The following is a 16,268-nucleotide window of genomic DNA, read 5'->3' as shown; positions in this document are numbered from 1 at the left end:
CCGCTGGTGGGCCCGGACTTTGCCGTTCGATCCTTGGGTTTTCGGCGGCCGGCTCTGACGCGTGCGGGGTCGATGCGGCGGGCCAAGCTCAGCAGGCGCGCGGCCAGGGCTGGCGGGTCGATCGGGCCGCAGGCCGCCCAGTGCTCGGGCGGCAGGGCGATGCACAGGCCATCGTAGCCGCTGCGGATCTGCAGCACGAGGTGATACAGCGACACCTTCGGCGCGGCCCCCGCGTCCGGGGCGTGCGCGCGCTCCACGCAGCGCTCGATCAGCGCCAGCACGTTGTAGGCCAGCAGCGCCACGCTGAAGCCGAGAAGCGCCGCGCGCGGATGACCGAGGCTCGGGATCTCGCTGCGCAACACGCCCTCCAGACGCTGGAACATGCCCTCGATGCGCCAGCGGTCCCGGTAGGCCTGCGCGATCTGCGCGGCCGTCACCGTGGCCGGCAGGTTGCTCCACAGCCGCAGCACCCGGTCGCCCGCCTGGGTCGGCTGCGCCAGGGTCAGTTCGATGCGCCGCCACGGGACGGCCTGCTCCGGGCCCGACGGCTCCTGGGGTAGATGCTCCTGGGGCGGAGGCTCCTGGGGTGGATGCTCCTGGGGTGGATCGAGCGTGATCGTCTGCTCGCGCAGGCGGCCCGTCTCGGTCCGGCCCGCCGCGTGCCAGTCTCCCGCATCCCGCAGGCGGGGATGGTTGGCGTGCTCGCGCACCACGAAGCTGGCCCCGGCCGCCGCCCAGCCGCGCAGCAGCGCGCCGGGGCAGAAGTGGCGGTCGCCGATCCAGACCTGTCCCGGACCGGCCCGTTCCAGCAGGGGGGCGGCCAGGGCACGCTCGTGCTGGTAGGCGTCCTCGCCCGCCACCAGATCGGTCACCAGGCCGCTGTCGGGATCGTAGACCACCATCGCCAGCCCGGGCAGGGCCGCCCCGCGCACGCCGCGCAGGGCCTTCAGGCGCTTCTGGCTGGCCGGCAGGTGGTTGCCGTCGAGGATCCGGATCGCGTAGCCCGGCAGCCGCACCGGGCTCGGACCCAGCGCCGGCAGCACCGGGCCGAGCCGCTCGGCGCTCGCGCGCACCAGCGCCCCCAGCAGGTCCGGATCGGTGCGCTTGAGCTTGTCGTACAGCGCCGTCAGCGACACCGGCAGAGGCTCCGCCTGCCGGGCTGCCGCGTGCAGCGAAGGCTGCAACCCCACCGCCACACGCATCATCAGCTCGACCACCGTCGAGAACAGCAAGGTGCGCTCGTACTGGCGGCCGCGATGCTGCGCGAACACCGCGTCGAGCCAGGGCGCCGGAAACGCCTGTTCCAGCAGCGTGCGCGCCATCACGCTGGCCGGCGCCTGCTGCTCGAACCGCTCCAGAACAGCGCCCCAGAGTGGCCCCAATCCGTCCGATGTGCCCGTCATCGCAAGGACTTGGGGCCAGCGCAAACACCTTGAAAGGGCTGGGGCTGCGCCCTTTCGCCGGTGCAGGGCGGAGCCCTGCGATCCGTCAGGGCCTTGCCCCGACACCCCACCAAAGGGATCCATCCCTTTGGGAATCCGAATGTTTCACCCCCGGCATTCCGCGATCAGCCGGCGCACGAAGGCGGCGCAGGCGTCGAGTTCGGCCCGGGTCACGTACTCGTCGGCCCGGTGCGCCCGGGCGATCGAGCCCGGGCCGATCACCACGCTCGGCACGCCGGCGGCGTCGAACAGGCCGCCCTCGGTGCCGTAGGAGACCTTCGCGTGGTCGTTGCGGCCGGCCAGCCGCTTGGCCAGCGTCACGAGCTCCGCCTCCGGGTCGGTGTCGAGGCCGGGATAGTCGATCAGCGGCTCCACCGTGACGCCGCAGGCCGGGTCCCCCGCCCGCATCAGCGGGGCGAGCGTGTCCGTGGCGAACCGGACCGCCTCCGCCGCCAGCGCCCCGGCATCGTCGGCGCCGATCGCCCGGACCTCGAACGCCACCGCGCAGGCATCGGGCACGATGTTGAGGGCCGAGCCGCCGTGCACCACGCTCGACAGGGCGGTGGTGTGGGGCACGTCGTAGAGGCCGTCGCGGGCCCCCTCCCCCGCCAGCCGCTCGCCGAGCAGGCGGACGTGGTCGATGAACCGGGCGGCGTACTCCACGGCGTTGACCCCCTGCGGCGCCAGCGCCGAGTGGCACGCCTTGCCCCGGAAGGTCAGTTGGAACGCCGCCTTGCCCTTGTGGCCGACCACCACCGCCATCCCCGTCGGCTCGCCGACGAAGCAGCCGAGCGGCGCGGGGAAGCGCTCCCGCATCCGCGCGAGCAGCGGCCGTACCCCGAGGCAGCCGACCTCCTCGTCGTAGGAGACGGCGACGTGAAGGGGCGTGGCGAGGTCCGCCGCCGCCATCTCCGGCAGAAGCGCGAGGCAGACGGCCAGGAACCCCTTCATGTCGGAGGTGCCGCGGCCGTAGAGCCGGCCCGCCTCCTCGCGCAGGACGAACGGGTCCGAGGTCCAGGGCTGGCCGTCGGTGGGCACCACGTCGCTGTGGCCCGAGAGCACGTAGCCCGGACGGTCGGCGGGGCCGAGGGTGATCCACAGGGCGGCCTTCGCCCCGGTCGCGTCGGCCACGCGCTCCACCGCGGCGCCGTGACGCTGCGCGTAGGCCTCGACCCAGTCGACCAGGGGCAGGTTGGAGCGGGCGCTCACCGTGTCGAAGGCGACGAGGCGGGCGAGGAGCGCGGCGGCGTCCGCGTCTCGGGTCATGGCGTCCATCGGGGCTGGGATCCGATCGGAGGGTTCACGGGAGTCTTACTACCCGATCCGGGAACCGCGGGCGCGCCGCGGCGTAGCCGTGATCACAGGCTTCGCCGTTTCGCGGCCGCTTCTCGGCCGTTTCCCGCCGGGGCCCCGGCCCGAGGAGGATCGTCATGCGTACCGGTCTCGCCACGCTGCTGTCGGCCCTCCTGCTCGCGGCCGCCGGGCCGGGGGCGGCGCGGGCCGACGTGGCCATCACCATCGACAAGGACGCGCAGCGGATGCAGGTCGCGGTCGACGGCGTGCCGCGCTACTCCTGGCCGGTCTCGACCGGGGTGCCGCGCTACGACACGCCCTCGGGCGCCTACCGCCCGTTCCGGATGGAGCGCACCCACTTCTCGAAGGAGTGGGACGACGCGCCGATGCCGTTCGCGCTGTTCTTCACCGGGCAGGGCCACGCCATCCACGGCACCAACCACACGCGGGCCCTGGGCCGGGCCGCCTCGCACGGCTGCGTCCGGCTCTCGGTGCGCAACGCCGCGACCCTATTCGGCCTCGTGAAGGCGCAGGGGATGGGCAACACCCGGATCCGCATCGAGGGCGAGGGCGCCGCGGTGGCCGATGCCGGCCGCGCGGTCCGGAGCGCCCGGCGCCGCGGCAACGCCTACGACTTCGACGACGACCAGACGGGGGCGCGGGCGGTCACCTACCTCCCGGCCGGGCGCCCCGCCTACGCGCCGGCCTACGGGTACGGCTCGGGCTACGGCTACGGATCGGGGTACGGCCCGGCCTACGACGGCGGCTGGTGAGCGGGCGCGCACCCGTGCGGGCGGGCGCCGCCCTCGGCTACGCGGCGGGGCTGGCGGCAGGACTGGCGACGGTGCTGGCGGCCGCGCCCGCCGAGGCCCGGCCCCGGCGCGGTCCGGCGCAAGCGGATTCGGACCGGGTGCTGGCGCGCATGGCCGCGCACGACCGGCTGGTCCTGTGGCCGGCCTGGGCGTTCGCGCGCCCGGCGGTGAGCGACCTGCCGCCCGCCACCCGCGAGCGGCTTCCGGCCCCACCGCTGACCGGCTGGGGCTACGGCGGCACGGTCCCCGGGGCGCGGCCGGGCTTCTGAGGACCCCGCTCCATCCCGGCCGGGCGATGTCCCGCCCGAAGGCGCTCGCGCAAGCCCCGCGGAAGCGCACGGAAGCCCCCTCTGGCACGATTGACGCTTGGGCCGCCGATGGGCGACCCTCCGCGCCGCGCGCCGCCCGCCCTGTCGCGTAACCCGCTCACGGACCCCCGCATGACGCTCGCGTGCTCCCCGCCGACCTCGACCCCGGTTCGGCGGGCGGGAATCCGGCGATCCGCGGGTCCGGCGGCCCTGGCCTGCCTCCTCGCCCTCGGCGCCGGGTCGGCGCAGGCCCGCGACCTGCGGATGGGGCTCTCGGCCGAGCCGACCTCGGTCGACCCGCACTTCCACAATCTCGGCCCCAACAACGCCCTGCGCCGCCACATCTTCGAGGGGCTGATCGACAACGATCCCGAGATGAAGCTGATTCCGGCGCTCGCCCTCTCGTGGACGGCCCGGGACGACAGGACCTGGGAGTTCAAGCTGCGGCCGGACGTCCGGTTCTCCGACGGCAGCCCGTTCACGGCCAACGACGTGATCTACACCTTCTGCCGGGTGCCGCTGGTGGAGAACTCGCCCTCCTCCTTCGCCACCTTCGTCAAGCCGTTCACGGCCGTCGAGGCGCCCGACCCGCTCACCGTGGTGATCAAGACCGACCGGCCGCTGCCGCTCCTGCCCAACAACCTGACGGCGATCGGCCTCCTCAGCGCCAAGGCGTCGGGGGCGCCCGGCGCGGTGACGTTCGCGCAAGGGGGCTGCTCCGGCATGGGCACCCCGCCGAAATCCACCGATTTCGCGAACCCGAAGGTCGCGGTCGGCACCGGCCCCTACGCGCTGAAGGAGTACGTGCGCGGCACGCAGGTGGTGCTGACCAAGAACCCGGCCTACTGGGGCAGGCCGGCCACCTTCGACACCGTGACGATGAAGCCGATCCCCTCGACCGGGCCGCGGGTGGCCGCGCTGCTCGCGGGCGACGTCGACCTGATCGAGAGCCCGGCGATCCAGGACCTGCCGCGGATCGAGGGGGCGGGCTTCTCCGTCGCCAAGGGGCTGTCGAACCGGATCATCTACATCCATCTCGACCAGTTCGACGGGCCGGACTGGAAGACGCCGACGATCCGCGGCGCCGACGGGAAGCCGCTGCCGGCCAACCCCCTGCGCGACGTGCGCGTGCGCGAGGCCCTGTCCAAGGCGATCGACCGCAAGGCGATCGTCGAGCGGGTGATGGGCGGCGTCGCCCAGGCCGCGGGCGAGCTGCTGCCCTTCCCCCTGTCGGGCACCACCCAGGGCTTCCCGGTCGTCCCCTACGACCCGAAGGCCGCCAAGGAGCTTCTCGCGCAGGCGGGCTACCCGAACGGCTTCGAGATCACGCTCGGCACCCCCAACGACCGCTACGTCAACGACGAGAAGATCGCGCAGGTGGTGGCGCAGATGTGGACCCGGATCGGCGTGAAGACGGGGATCGACGCCGCCACCGCCTCGACCTTCTTCACCCGCCGCAACGCCTTCGCCTTCTCGGCCTACCTCGCCGGCTGGGGGGCGGATTCGGGGGAGCTGTCGAACTCCCTGAACTCGCTGCTGCTCTGCTTCGACCCGGCCACGGGCCGCGGCTTCACCAACCGCGGGCGCTACTGCAACCGGGAGGTCGACCGGCTGACGATCGAGGCGATGGGCACCTTCGACGCGCAGAAGCGCGAAGCCCTGCTGCGGCAGGCCTCGGCGCTGGCGATGCAGGACTACCCCCTGATCCCGCTGCACTTCGAGGTGTCGACCTGGGCCACCGCCAAGGGCCTGCGCTACCGGCCGCGGATCGACCAGTACACGCTGGCGATGGATGTCGAGGTGGTGAAGTGAGGGGGGCCGCTCTCCTCCCTCCCCCCTCTGCGGGGGAGGGTACCCTGCGTGGCAGGGGGGGAGAGGGGCAGCGCGACGCTGGAGGATGGGGCACGCGACGCGACCTCTCTGGATGCGGCGCTCCCCTCTCCCGACCCGGCCTGACGGCCGGCCCACCCTCCCCCGCTCGAAGTCGGGCTTGCCCGACTTCGACAGGAGGCGTGCCGATCTCGGGCAAGCCCGAGATCGGTCGGGGGGGAGGGCTGGCGGCGCGCCTCCCCTGCTGACCTACCTCCTCCAGCGCCTCGGCCAGGCGCTGCTGACGGTGGCCGCGATGGCCGCCCTGGTGTTCGTCGGCGTCTACGCCATCGCCGACCCCGTGGACGTGCTCGCCGCCCCCGACGCCACGCCGGACGAGCGGGCGGCCATCGCCGCGCGCCTCGGGCTCGACAAGCCGCTGTGGGTGCAGTTCGGGCTGTTCGCGTGGCGGGCGCTGCACGGCGACCTCGGCCGCTCGTTCGTCTACGACGAGCCGGCGGTGACGGTGATCCTCCAGCGGCTGCCCGCGACCCTCGAACTGGCGCTCACCGCCCTCGTCCTCGCGGTGGCGGTCGGGCTGCCGCTCGGGCTGTGGGCGGGCCTGCGCCCCGAGAAGGCGTCCGGCAAGGCGATCATGGGCGGCTCGATCCTCGCCTTCTCCCTGCCGAACTTCTGGCAGGGCCTGATGCTGGTGCTGATCTTCTCGGTCTCGCTCGGCTGGCTGCCGGCCGGGGGGCGCGGGCGGACGGTGGACGTGCTCGGCGTGCCGCTGGCGATCCTGACCCTCGACGGCCTGCGCCACCTGATCCTGCCCGCGGTCAACCTCGCCCTGTTCAAGCTCGCGGTGGTGATCCGGCTGGCGCGCGCCGGCACCCGCGAGGCGATGCTCCAGGACTACGTCCGCTTCGCCCGCGCCAAGGGGCTCACCCCCGCCCGGATCGTCGGCGTGCACGTGCTCAAGAACATCCTCCTGCCCGTGGTCACGGTGATCGGCCTGGAGTTCGGCTCGATGATCGCCTTCGCGGTGGTGACCGAGACGGTGTTCGCGTGGCCCGGGATCGGCAAGCTCCTGATCGACTCGATCAACCGCCTCGACCGGCCGGTGATCGTCGCCTACCTGATGCTGACGGTGTGCCTGTTCGTGGCGATCAACCTCGTCATCGACCTGATCTTCGCCGCCCTCGACCCGCGGGTGCGGCTGGCGGAGGCGGGAACGTGAGCGCCGCCCCCGCCGTCGCCGCCGAGCCGGTCCCGAAGAAGCCCGAGCCGGTCTGGCGGGCGCAAGGTCGCGCCTTCTTCCGGGCGCCGGGGGCGAGCCTCGGCCTCGCGGTCCTCGTCGCGGTGGCGCTCGCCGCGCTCTTCGCGCCCTGGATCGCGCCGCAGAACCCCTACGACCTCGCGAGCCTCGACGTGATGGACGCCACCCTCCCCCCCGGCGGCGAGGGGTTCTCGGGCGCGGTCTACCGCCTCGGCACCGACGCGCAGGGGCGGGACATGCTCTCGGCGATCCTCTACGGCCTGCGCGTCTCGCTCGTCGTCAGCCTCACCGCCACCGTGGTCGCCGCGAGCCTCGGCGCCTGCCTCGGCGTGCTCTCGGCCAACGCGGGCGGGCGCCTCGACGCCGCGCTGATGCGCCTCGTCGACCTCCAGCTCTCCTTCCCGGCGATCCTGATCGCGCTGGTGCTGCTCGCCGCCTTCGGGCGGGGGATCGACAAGGTGATCATCGCCCTGGTGGCGGTGCAGTGGGCCTACTACGCCCGGGCCATCCGCGCCCAGGCGCTGGTCGAGCGGCGGCGGGACTACATGGAGGCGGCGCGCGCCCTGGCGCTGCCGCGCGCCAGCCTGCTGTTCCGCCACCTGCTGCCGAACTGCCTCGCGCCGGTGATCGTCGTGGCGACGATGCAGGTCGCCCACGCCATCGCGCTGGAGGCCACCCTGTCCTTCCTCGGCGTCGGCGTGCCGGTGACCGAGCCCTCGCTGGGGCTGCTGATCAAGAACGGCTACGACTACCTGCTGTCGGGCAAGTACTGGATCTCGACGTTCCCCGGCCTCGCTCTGGTGGTCGTGATCGTGGCGATCAACCTCGTGGGCGACCGCCTGCGCGACGTGCTCAACCCGCGGCTGGCGGCGTGAGGGACTTCCCGCCCCCTCCGATCCGCATCCTCATCCTGAGGTGGCCGCGCCAGCGGCCCTCGAAGGAGGGCTCCAGGGATCGCGCGGCTTCTGGAGGGCTCCTTCGAGGCCGCTCCGCGGCACCTCAGGATGAGGGCGCGGATGGGATCGGGCCGGGCGGGGGGCTTCGATGACCGCCCCCGTCCTCTCCGTCGCGGGCCTCTCCGTCGGCTTCACCCAGCGCGGCCGCGAGCATCTGGCCGTCGAGGGGCTCGACCTCGCGGTCGCCCGCGGCGAGGTGGTGGGACTGGTCGGCGAGTCGGGCTCGGGCAAGTCGGTCACCGGCCTCGCCCTGATGGGCCTGATCGAGGCCCCGGGCCGCGTCGCGTCGGGAGAGATCCTGTTCGAGGGCCGCGACCTCGCCGGCCTGCCCGAATCCGAGCTGCGCCCCCTGCGGGGCCGGCGCCTCGCGATGATCTTCCAGGACCCGATGACGACGCTGAACCCGGTGCTGCGGGTCGAGACCCAGATCGTCGAGGCGATCACCGCCCACGAGCGGGTCTCGCGCCGGGCCGCCCGGGCGCGGGCCCGGGAGGCGCTGGTGCGGGTCGGCATCCCCGCCCCCGACGCGCGGCTCGCGGCCTACCCGCACCAGCTCTCGGGGGGCATGCGCCAGCGGGTGGCGATCGCCATCGCGCTGCTGCACCGGCCGGCCCTGCTGATCGCCGACGAGCCGACCACCGCCCTCGACGTGACGATCCAGGCCCAGATCCTCGCCGAGGTGCAGGATCTCTGCGCCGAGAGCGGCACGGCCCTGATCTGGATCACCCACGACCTCGCGGTGGTCTCGGGGCTGGCCGACCGGCTGCTCGTCATGTACGCGGGCCGGGTGGTGGAGGCGGGCCCGGTGGCCGACGTGATCGCGGCGCCGCTCCACCCCTACAGCGCCGGGCTGATCGGCTCGGCGCCGAGCCGCAACCGCCGGGGGGCGCCGCTGGCGCAGATCCCCGGCCTCGCTCCCGCGCTCGACCGGCGCCCGCCGGGCTGCGCCTTCGCCCCCCGCTGCGACCGGGCGCGGGCCGACTGCGCCGCCCCGCCGCCCCTGGTCCGGCGGGAGCCCGACCGGCAGGCCCTGTGCCGCTACCCGCTGGAGGCGGCCCTCGCGTGACCGCGCTCGTGGCTCTCGAGACCGTCTCGAAGGAATTCGGCGGATCCCCCTCGCTCGCCGCGCGGATCGCCCGCCTGCTGGGCGAGCGCCGGCCGCCCGCGACGGTGCGGGCGGTGACGGCGGTGGACCTCGCGGTGGCGGCGGGCGAGGTGGTGGGCTTGGTCGGGGAGTCCGGCTGCGGCAAGTCCACCCTGGCGCGGGTGGTGGCCGGCCTGTACGCGCCGAGCGCCGGGCGGATGCTGCGGGGCGGCCGCGACTTCGCCGCCCTCCCCGCCCCCGAGCGGCGGGCGGAACGGCTCGCCGTGCAGATGGTGTTCCAGGACGCCACCGCCGCGCTCAACCCCCGGCTCACCGTCCTCGACAGCGTCGGCGAGGCGCCCGTGGCGCACGGCCTCGTGCGGCGGCAGGAGAAGCGGGACTACGTTGCCGACCTGCTCGCCCGGGTCAGCCTCGGGGCCGACGCGATGGGCCGCTACCCGCACCAGTTCTCCGGCGGCCAGCGCGCCCGCATCGGCATCGCCCGGGCGCTCGCGGTGCGCCCGCGGATGCTGGTGCTCGACGAGTCGGTGGCGGCCCTCGACGTGTCGATCCAGGCGCAGGTGCTCAACCTGTTCCTGGACCTGCGCCGCGACCTCGGCCTGACCTACCTGTTCGTCAGCCACGACCTCGGGGTGATCGCCCACGTCGCGACGCGGGTGGCGGTGATGTATCTCGGCCGGATCGTCGAGGAGGCGCCGGCCGAGGCGCTGTTCTCCACGCCCGCCCACCCCTACACGATCAGCCTGCTCGCGCAGACGCCGCGGCTAGAGCCGGGCCGGCGCCGCTACCGGGGTCTGCCGGGCGAGCCCCCCTCCCCCCTCGCGCCGCCCTCGGGCTGCGCCTTCCACCCGCGCTGCCTGCACGTCATCGACCGCTGCCGGGTCGAGCGGCCGGAGCCGCGCAGCCTCGGCGACGGCCGCCGGGTCGCCTGCCACCGCGACCGCGCGGATTTCTTCTGATCCCGCCTCCGGCTGGACGCCCGGTCGCCCCAGCCCGCTTCGTCCCCGCGAGCCGCAGGCGACGCGATCCAGGGCTGCGCGCCCTCGCCGGACGTGGCGCGCTCGGGTTGCTTCGCCGTCGCTCGCCAGGATGGACCGAGACGACCCCGATCCCTCTGACCCGATGCTGCACGAGGCGCCGAACCGTCGCGGATCCTGAAGCGACGCGTCAAGGCGTTCGCTCAAGCATCCGATACGGAATAGGTTTTCCACTCCAGCGATCGCTCACGCGGCGTCGGCCGGAAGGGCCTCGAACGGATCGTGCGCCGGGACGCCGAGGGGCGCGAAATGCCGGACGTTGCGGGTCAGGACCGTCCAGCCGTGGCACTGGGCCGTGGCCGCCACCGCGAGGTCCGCCAGGCCGGGCGCATGCCCCCGGCCCCGGGCCACGTCGGCCAGCCGGCCGATCTGGCGCGCGATCTGGAGATCGATCGGCAGCACCTGGGCGCCGTACAGGTGCAGCAGGGTCTCCAGCCGCGCCGAGAGGCGCTCGGCCTTCCGGGTCGCGCCCTCCCTGCGGCTCTTGGCGATCCCGTCCTCGATCTCGGCGACGGTGATCACCGAGAGGCGCAGGCGGGCGCTGTTGCGATCCATCCAGGCGATCAGGTCGGCGGCGGGAACGGCCTTGGTCGGTGCACCGGCGGAGAGGACGTTGGTGTCGACGAGGTACACGGCGTCACAGCGCGGCGTCTCTGAGGCCGCCCGGATGCGGGGACAGGTCGTCCGGCTCCACAGGGGCGGCCATGAGCAGGCGGCCGAAGGACGGGACCTGGGAGAGCCGCTGCCACTCCGCGAAGCTGAGCAGCACGGCCTCGGGCCGGCCGTGGCGCGTGATGAGCGAGGGACTTCCCTGCTTGGCCCGATCGATGACCGCCGACAGGGTCGCCTTGGCATCCCGAAGCTGGATCTCGCGCACCGCACCGCTCCATGACCGCCACGATGACCCTTGTGGTCACAGTAGGAACGCGCGGCGGCCGCGGCAATGGCCTTCGCATGTCCCCGTCCCCGTGTCGCCGGGAACGGCCCGGCCGCCCCGCGGTTGCCGCCGGAGCCCCCGGCAGGAGCCCCCGACCCATGCGCGACCCCGACAGAGCCCCGCCCCGCGAGGCGCCGATCCCGGACCTCCTCGGCGCGGCCCTGCGCGACGGCGCGACCCACGTGGAGGGCCTGCTGACGCTCGCCCGGGTCGAGACCGACGCCAATTTCCGGGCCATCGTGCGGCTCGTGGCGATCCTCGGGGCGATCCCGCTGATCTTCGTGATCGTGTTCTTCCTCGGGCTCGACGCCGTGGTGAAGCTGCTCGCCGTGCCGTTCGGCTCGGAGGCGCCGGCGGCGGCCCTCGTCGCCCTGCCCTTCCTCGCCGCCGCCCTGGTCCTCGGCCGGCTCGGGGCGCGCCGGATGGCCCTGTCGAACCTGGAGCCGTGGCGGACGTGGCGGGCCCGGGGCGGGGCCTTCGCCCCGGTGTCACGCGAGCGCCCCTGATCCCGGGTGTCGAGAGGGCGAGCCCTCTCGCGGGGGGCGGGGTGGAGCCCCGCGCGCTTCAGGGCTCTGCCCTGAAAACCCGCCGAAGGGCGGGGCCCTTCGGGAACCCGGATCCTACCGGGTCGGCGCGAGCATCGCGCCGGGCGCGGGCTCCAGCGGCACGTCGAGGGTGCAGCGCAGGCCCGCCGCGTCGAAGGCGAGGTCGACCTCCCCCGCCAGCTCCCGCCGCACCCCGCCGGCGATCAGCCGCGTGCCGAAGCCGGCCCGGGTCGGCGGGGCGACCGGCGGGCCGCCGCTCTCCCGCCACGCGAGGCGCAGGCGCCGCCCCGCCCCCGCGCCGGCCACCGACCACGTCACCCCCACCCGGCCGCCGGGCACGGAGAGGGCGCCGTACTTCGCCGCGTTGGTGGTCAGCTCGTGGATCGTCATGCCGAGCGCCAGCACGTGCCGCGGCGGCAGCGACACGTCGGGACCGTCGAGGACGATGTGGTCGGAGCCGGCCCGGTAGGGCGCCAGCTCGTTCTCCAGCACCTCGGCGAGGGGGGCGCCGCTCCAGTCCGCGCGGGTCAGGAGGTCGTGGGTCTTCGACAGGGAGAGGATGCGGGCTTCGAGCTGCGGGCCCGCCCGCCCCGCCTCGTCCTTGGCCGATTGCCGGGCCAGCGCCTGCACCGTGGCCAGGGTGTTCTTCACCCGGTGGTTCAGCTCGTGCAGCATCGTCACCTGCTGCTCCTGGAGGGCGTGGCCCCGGCGGATCTCGGCGCGCAGGTCGCCCTCGTTGCGCTGGAGGGTGCCGGCCATCGCGTCGAGCTTGCTCCCGAGCCGGCCGAACTCGTCCCGGCCGGAGAGGCCGGTGCGGGCGGTGAGATCCCCCGCCTGCCACGCCGCGGCGGTGCGCAGCAGCCGCTCGAACGGCCGGCGGATGAACAGGCGCCCGGCCACGAGCGCGGCGGCCAGGGCCAGCCCCACGCCCAGCGCGATCAGGACCAGGCCGCGGCGGGTGGCGGCGTCGATGTCGGCGAAGGCCGCGGCGCGGTCGCGCCCGGCCACCACCCGCGCCCCCGCGAGCGCGCCGCCCGGCAGCACGGTGGCGATGATCCGCCGCCGCCCGTCGAGCCCCCGGTCGTCGCGCGCGCCGTCCCCCTGCGCGGCCAGCATCGCCTCCCGCTCCGGCGGGATCCGGCGGCCGATCCAGGACGGCCCGTCCGGGCGCCGGGCGATGATCACCCCGTCGCGGTCGGTGATGGTCATCGCCGTGCTCGGCTGGCGCACCGATTGCTGCAGGTGGTCCGACAGCCAGTCGAGGTCGACGCCGGCGGAGAGCACGCTCGCCACCGCGCCGTCCGGCCCGTGGATCGCCCGGGCGAAGTGCAGCGAGGGCCGCCCGGTCACGGTGCCGACCGCGTAGCCGCCGACGACGACGCCGCCGCCCGGGACGCCGCCCTCCACCGCGCGGCGGTGGTAGGCGCGGTCGCCGTTCGTGTGGGAGCCCGGCGCCGAGCCGGCGCTGTCGCAGATCACCGTGCCGTCGGGCTCGGTCAGCGCCAGGACGATGACGTGCGGCAGCCGCGCGTCCGCGCGCCTGAGGTAGGCGGTGCAGGCGGCCGGGTCGCGGGCCCGCACGGAGGGGTCCTCGGAGACGAGGTCGAGGGCCTGCCGCATGGAATCGACGAGCCCGGCGAAATCCCCGGCCACCGCCCGCGCGGTGGCGAGCGCGTCGGCGCGCACCGCCTCGTCGCGGCTCTTGCGCAGGGCGACCTCGTTGTAGCCCTGGATGACCAGCGCGGGGGCGAGCGCCAGCAGGACGAGCAGCAGGATCCGCGTGGTGAGCGACATGCGGGGCTCAGTCCTGCCCCGCGATCATCGCGCGCACGCGCGCGGCGAGCGCCTCCACCGGGAACGGCTTGGTGATCATCCGCATCCCCGGCTCCAGGTGGCCGTTGCCGAAGGTCGCGTTCTCCGCGTAGCCGGTGATGAACAGGGTCTTCAGGCCGGGCCGCACGGCGCGCGCCGCCTCGATCATCTGCCGGCCGTCCAGCGCGCCGGGCAGGCCGACGTCGCTGATCACGAGGTCGATCCGCCCCGGCCCGCGCAGGATCGCGAGCCCCGCGGCCGCGTCGGCGGCCTGGAGCGCGGCGTAGCCGAGGTCGCCCAGCACCTCGACGATCAGGTCGCGCACCACCGGCTCGTCCTCGACCACCAGCACCGTCTCGCCCCGCTCGGCCCGGTGCAGCGCCGCCGCCGGCCCGGCCGCCGCGGCCGCGGGCGGCTCCAGCCCGCGGTGGCGCGGCAGGTAGAGCTTGACCGTCGTGCCCCGGTCCGGCTCCGAGTAGATCCGGGCGTGGCCCTCCGACTGCTTGGCGAAGCCGTAGATCATCGACAGGCCGAGCCCCGTGCCCTGGCCCATCGGCTTGGTGGTGAAGAACGGGTCGAACGCCCGGGCGGCGGTCTCCGCGCTCATGCCCACCCCGGTATCGGTGACGCTGACGCAGACGTACTGGCCCTCGGCCACCCCGGGGTGGCGGCGGGCGTAGGCGTGGTCGAGGTGGCTGTTGCCGGTCTCGATCACGAGGCGCCCGCCCTCGGGCATCGCGTCCCGGGCGTTGATGGCGAGGTTGAGCACCGCGTTCTCGAGCTGGTGCGGGTCGCACAGGGTCAGCCACAGGCCGCCCGCGGTGACGAGTTCGAGCTGCACCCGCTCGCCCAGCGTGCGGCGCAGCAGATCCTCCATCCCCGAGATCAAGGGGTTGGCCGCCACCGGCTGCGGCTCCAGGGGCTGGCGCCGGGCGAAGGCGAGCAGGCGGTGGGTGAGCGCCGCGGCGCGCTGGGCCGAGGACATCGCCGCCCGGGCGTAGCGGGGGATGCTCTCGGTGCGCCCCTGCGCGAGGCGGGTCTGCATCAGGTCCAGCGACCCGACGATGCCGGTGAGCAGGTTGTTGAAGTCGTGGGCGATGCCGCCGGTGAGCTGGCCGATCGCCTCCATCTTCTGCGCCTGGAGGAGCTGCTCCTCGGCGCGGCGCTGCTCGGTCAGGTCGCGGCCGACGATGTAGAACAGGCCGGTGCCGGGGTCGGGCACCGCCGTCCACATGATCGTCCGCCGCTCCCCGTCCCGGGTGAGGACGCGGTCGACGAAGCCGGTCACGGTCTCGCCGCGGGCGAGCCGCGCGACCACGTCCGCGGTCTCGGCGAGGTCGCCCGGGTCGATGATCGCGGTGAACGGCCGGGCCAGCAGCTCGGCCTCGCTCCAGCCGAGCGCCTGGGTCCAGGCCGGGTTGACGCTCTTCAGGAATCCGTCGAGGCCGGCCGTGCCCATCAGGTCGTTGGTGGTCTCCCACAGCCGGTCGCGCTCGCGGGTGCGCGCGCCGACCTCGGACAGGAGCGCCGCCTCGACCCGCTTGGCGTCGCTGATGTCCTGCACGAACACGTGGAAGCCGTCGACCGCCCCCGCGGCGTCCCGGCGCGGCAGGTAGCGGATCTCCGCGTGCCGGGGGCGGCCGTCGCCGTGGGGCCAGGGCATCTCGAAGCGCACTGCCTCGCCCGCGAGCGCCCGGTCGATGAACGGCGCCCGCGCCGCGTAGCCGGCCGGGTCGAACAGGTCGGGCACGGCCCGCCCGACCACCGCCTCCGGGGGGCGGGCGAACCAGTCGCGGTAGGCGGCGTTGGCGAAGCGGTAGACGCGGTCGCGGTCGACGAAGGCGATCAGCACCGGCAGCGCGTCGGCGATCAGGCGCAGGTCGCGGGCGCTCGCGGCGGCGGCGAGTTCCGCCGCCTTGCGGGCGGTGACGTCGCGGGCGACCCCGACGAAGCGGGTCGGGCGCCCGTCCGCGCCGCGCTCGAACTCCCCCCGGCGGGCGATCCAGCGCACCGCCCCGGTATCGGCCCGGCGGATGCGGTACTCGGCGTCACCCGGGGCCGCCCCGGCCCGGCGCGAGGCGGGGTCGGAGACGGCCGGGAGATCCTCGGGCAGGACCAGGGCCTCGACCGCCGCCGCCGGCATGGCCGCGCGCGCGGGCAGGCCGTAGAGCCGGCAGAATTCCGGGGTGGCGTGCAGGGTGTCGTCGTCGAGATCGACCGAGAACACGCCGACGCCGCCCGCGGCCTGGGCCCGGCGCAGCCGCGCCTCGGAGGCGCGCAGGGCCGCCTCGGCCCGGACCTGGGCGCCGATCTCGGTGTTGACCCCGAACCAGCGCGCCACCCGGCCCGTGGCGTCGCGCAGGGGGACGATCCGGGTGAGGAACGGGCGGAACACGCCGTCGGCGCCGCGCAGCGGGAAGACCATCTCGAACGGCTCGCCGGTGGCGACCGCCTCGGCCCAGACCGCCATCACCCGCGGCAGCTCGGCGGGATCGTGGACGCTGCGCCAGCCCCAGCCGGCCATCGCCGCCTGCGTGGTGCCGCAATAGTCCAGCCAGCGCCGGTTGTACCAGTACAGGTGGCCGTCGCCGCGGGCGAGCCAGCACAGGGTCGGCACGTGGTCGGCGAGGCGGCGGAACTCGGCGTCGTCGATCCGCTCCGGGTCCGGCTCGGGCAGCGCCTCGCCGAGGGCGGCGGGGCTGCGCCAGAAGTCGCGGCCGAAGGCGGTCTCCGGCGGCGGGTCCGGGTCCGGGTGTGCGGGGTCCGGGGGTGCGGGGTCCGGGGATGCAGGGGCTAGCTTGGCGGCGAGGGCCGCGCGCAGGCCGGCGACCTCCGCTTCGAGGTCTTGCACCCGCCGCCGGAGCGCGTGGTCCGCCTCCGCGCTCAACGCGGCGCGCCCGACCGCACACCCGCCCGCACGCCCGCCCGCGCGC

Annotated in this window: 14 protein-coding genes; 8 read left to right on the top strand and 6 right to left on the bottom strand. The window is 74.8% G+C overall.

Going from position 1 to position 16,268, the window contains the following annotated elements; genetic code table 11:
• Both Q8W71_RS09965 and argE read right to left on the bottom strand, forming a co-directional pair.
• On the bottom strand, positions 1-1,403 hold a 1,403-nt coding region (locus Q8W71_RS09965), incomplete at its 3' end, for an IS4 family transposase (RefSeq protein WP_305525197.1).
• Between the two features lie 144 nt (positions 1,404-1,547).
• Positions 1,548-2,708, bottom strand: a complete 1,161-nt coding sequence (gene argE, locus Q8W71_RS09960) for an acetylornithine deacetylase (protein ID WP_305525196.1) — start codon at positions 2,706-2,708, stop codon at positions 1,548-1,550.
• 164 nt (positions 2,709-2,872) lie between these two features.
• On the opposite strand from argE, the gene Q8W71_RS09955 reads away from it, so the two are divergent.
• The 7 genes from Q8W71_RS09955 (at position 2,873) to Q8W71_RS09925 (ending at position 9,963) form a co-directional block, all read left to right on the top strand.
• Positions 2,873-3,508: a L,D-transpeptidase gene (locus Q8W71_RS09955; protein WP_305525195.1), complete on the top strand. Its 636-nt coding sequence runs from the start codon at positions 2,873-2,875 to the stop codon at positions 3,506-3,508.
• On the top strand, positions 3,505-3,816 hold the full coding sequence (locus Q8W71_RS09950; RefSeq protein ID WP_305525194.1) for a hypothetical protein: 312 nt from the start codon (positions 3,505-3,507) through the stop codon (positions 3,814-3,816). The genes Q8W71_RS09955 and Q8W71_RS09950 overlap by 4 nt, the downstream gene beginning before the upstream one ends.
• Positions 3,817-3,987: 171 nt before the next feature.
• On the top strand, positions 3,988-5,667 hold the full coding sequence (locus tag Q8W71_RS09945; RefSeq protein ID WP_305525193.1) for an ABC transporter substrate-binding protein: 1,680 nt from the start codon (positions 3,988-3,990) through the stop codon (positions 5,665-5,667).
• 259 nt (positions 5,668-5,926) lie between these two features.
• Entirely contained in the window at positions 5,927-6,904 is a 978-nt protein-coding gene (locus Q8W71_RS09940; protein WP_305525204.1) for an ABC transporter permease, read from the top strand.
• Complete coding sequence (locus tag Q8W71_RS09935; protein WP_305525192.1) at positions 6,901-7,818, top strand: ABC transporter permease; 918 nt, start codon at positions 6,901-6,903, stop codon at positions 7,816-7,818. The genes Q8W71_RS09940 and Q8W71_RS09935 overlap by 4 nt, the downstream gene beginning before the upstream one ends.
• Positions 7,819-7,987: 169 nt before the next feature.
• Positions 7,988-8,965 (top strand): ABC transporter ATP-binding protein, encoded by a 978-nt coding sequence (locus tag Q8W71_RS09930; protein ID WP_305525191.1) that lies wholly within the window; start codon positions 7,988-7,990, stop codon positions 8,963-8,965.
• A complete protein-coding gene (locus tag Q8W71_RS09925) occupies positions 8,962-9,963 on the top strand; it encodes an ABC transporter ATP-binding protein (protein WP_305525190.1) in 1,002 nt (333 codons plus the stop codon). Before Q8W71_RS09930 ends, Q8W71_RS09925 begins: the two co-directional genes overlap by 4 nt.
• A 264-nt stretch (positions 9,964-10,227) precedes the next feature.
• Here Q8W71_RS09925 and Q8W71_RS09920 read toward each other — a convergent pair whose 3' ends face one another.
• Both Q8W71_RS09920 and Q8W71_RS09915 read right to left on the bottom strand, forming a co-directional pair.
• Positions 10,228-10,674 (bottom strand): type II toxin-antitoxin system VapC family toxin, encoded by a 447-nt coding sequence (locus tag Q8W71_RS09920; RefSeq protein WP_305525189.1) that lies wholly within the window; start codon positions 10,672-10,674, stop codon positions 10,228-10,230.
• 4 nt (positions 10,675-10,678) lie between these two features.
• The gene (locus Q8W71_RS09915; RefSeq protein ID WP_305525188.1) at positions 10,679-10,918 is read right to left on the bottom strand and encodes a type II toxin-antitoxin system Phd/YefM family antitoxin; all 240 of its coding nucleotides are present in this window, start codon (positions 10,916-10,918) and stop codon (positions 10,679-10,681) included.
• Between the two features lie 158 nt (positions 10,919-11,076).
• Here Q8W71_RS09915 and Q8W71_RS09910 point away from each other — a divergent pair, with 158 nt between their 5' ends.
• Complete coding sequence (locus Q8W71_RS09910) at positions 11,077-11,484, top strand: phage holin family protein (protein ID WP_305525187.1); 408 nt, start codon at positions 11,077-11,079, stop codon at positions 11,482-11,484.
• A 114-nt stretch (positions 11,485-11,598) separates the two neighbouring features.
• Here the strand turns inward: Q8W71_RS09910 and Q8W71_RS09905 are convergent, their stop codons facing one another.
• Together Q8W71_RS09905 and Q8W71_RS09900 are read right to left on the bottom strand one after the other, a co-directional pair.
• Positions 11,599-13,317: a sensor histidine kinase gene (locus tag Q8W71_RS09905; protein ID WP_305525186.1), complete on the bottom strand. Its 1,719-nt coding sequence runs from the start codon at positions 13,315-13,317 to the stop codon at positions 11,599-11,601.
• A gap of 7 nt (positions 13,318-13,324) precedes the next feature.
• Positions 13,325-16,222, bottom strand: coding sequence for a PAS domain-containing protein (locus tag Q8W71_RS09900; RefSeq protein WP_305525185.1), 2,898 nt, complete (start codon positions 16,220-16,222; stop codon positions 13,325-13,327).
• Positions 16,223-16,268: the final 46 nt, after the last annotated feature.

The organism is Methylobacterium amylolyticum (genome assembly GCF_030700245.1).
Classification (GTDB): domain Bacteria; phylum Pseudomonadota; class Alphaproteobacteria; order Rhizobiales; family Beijerinckiaceae; genus Methylobacterium.
Note: the sequence above shows the minus strand (reverse complement) of the source record. Positions and strands in the feature narration are given on the sequence as shown.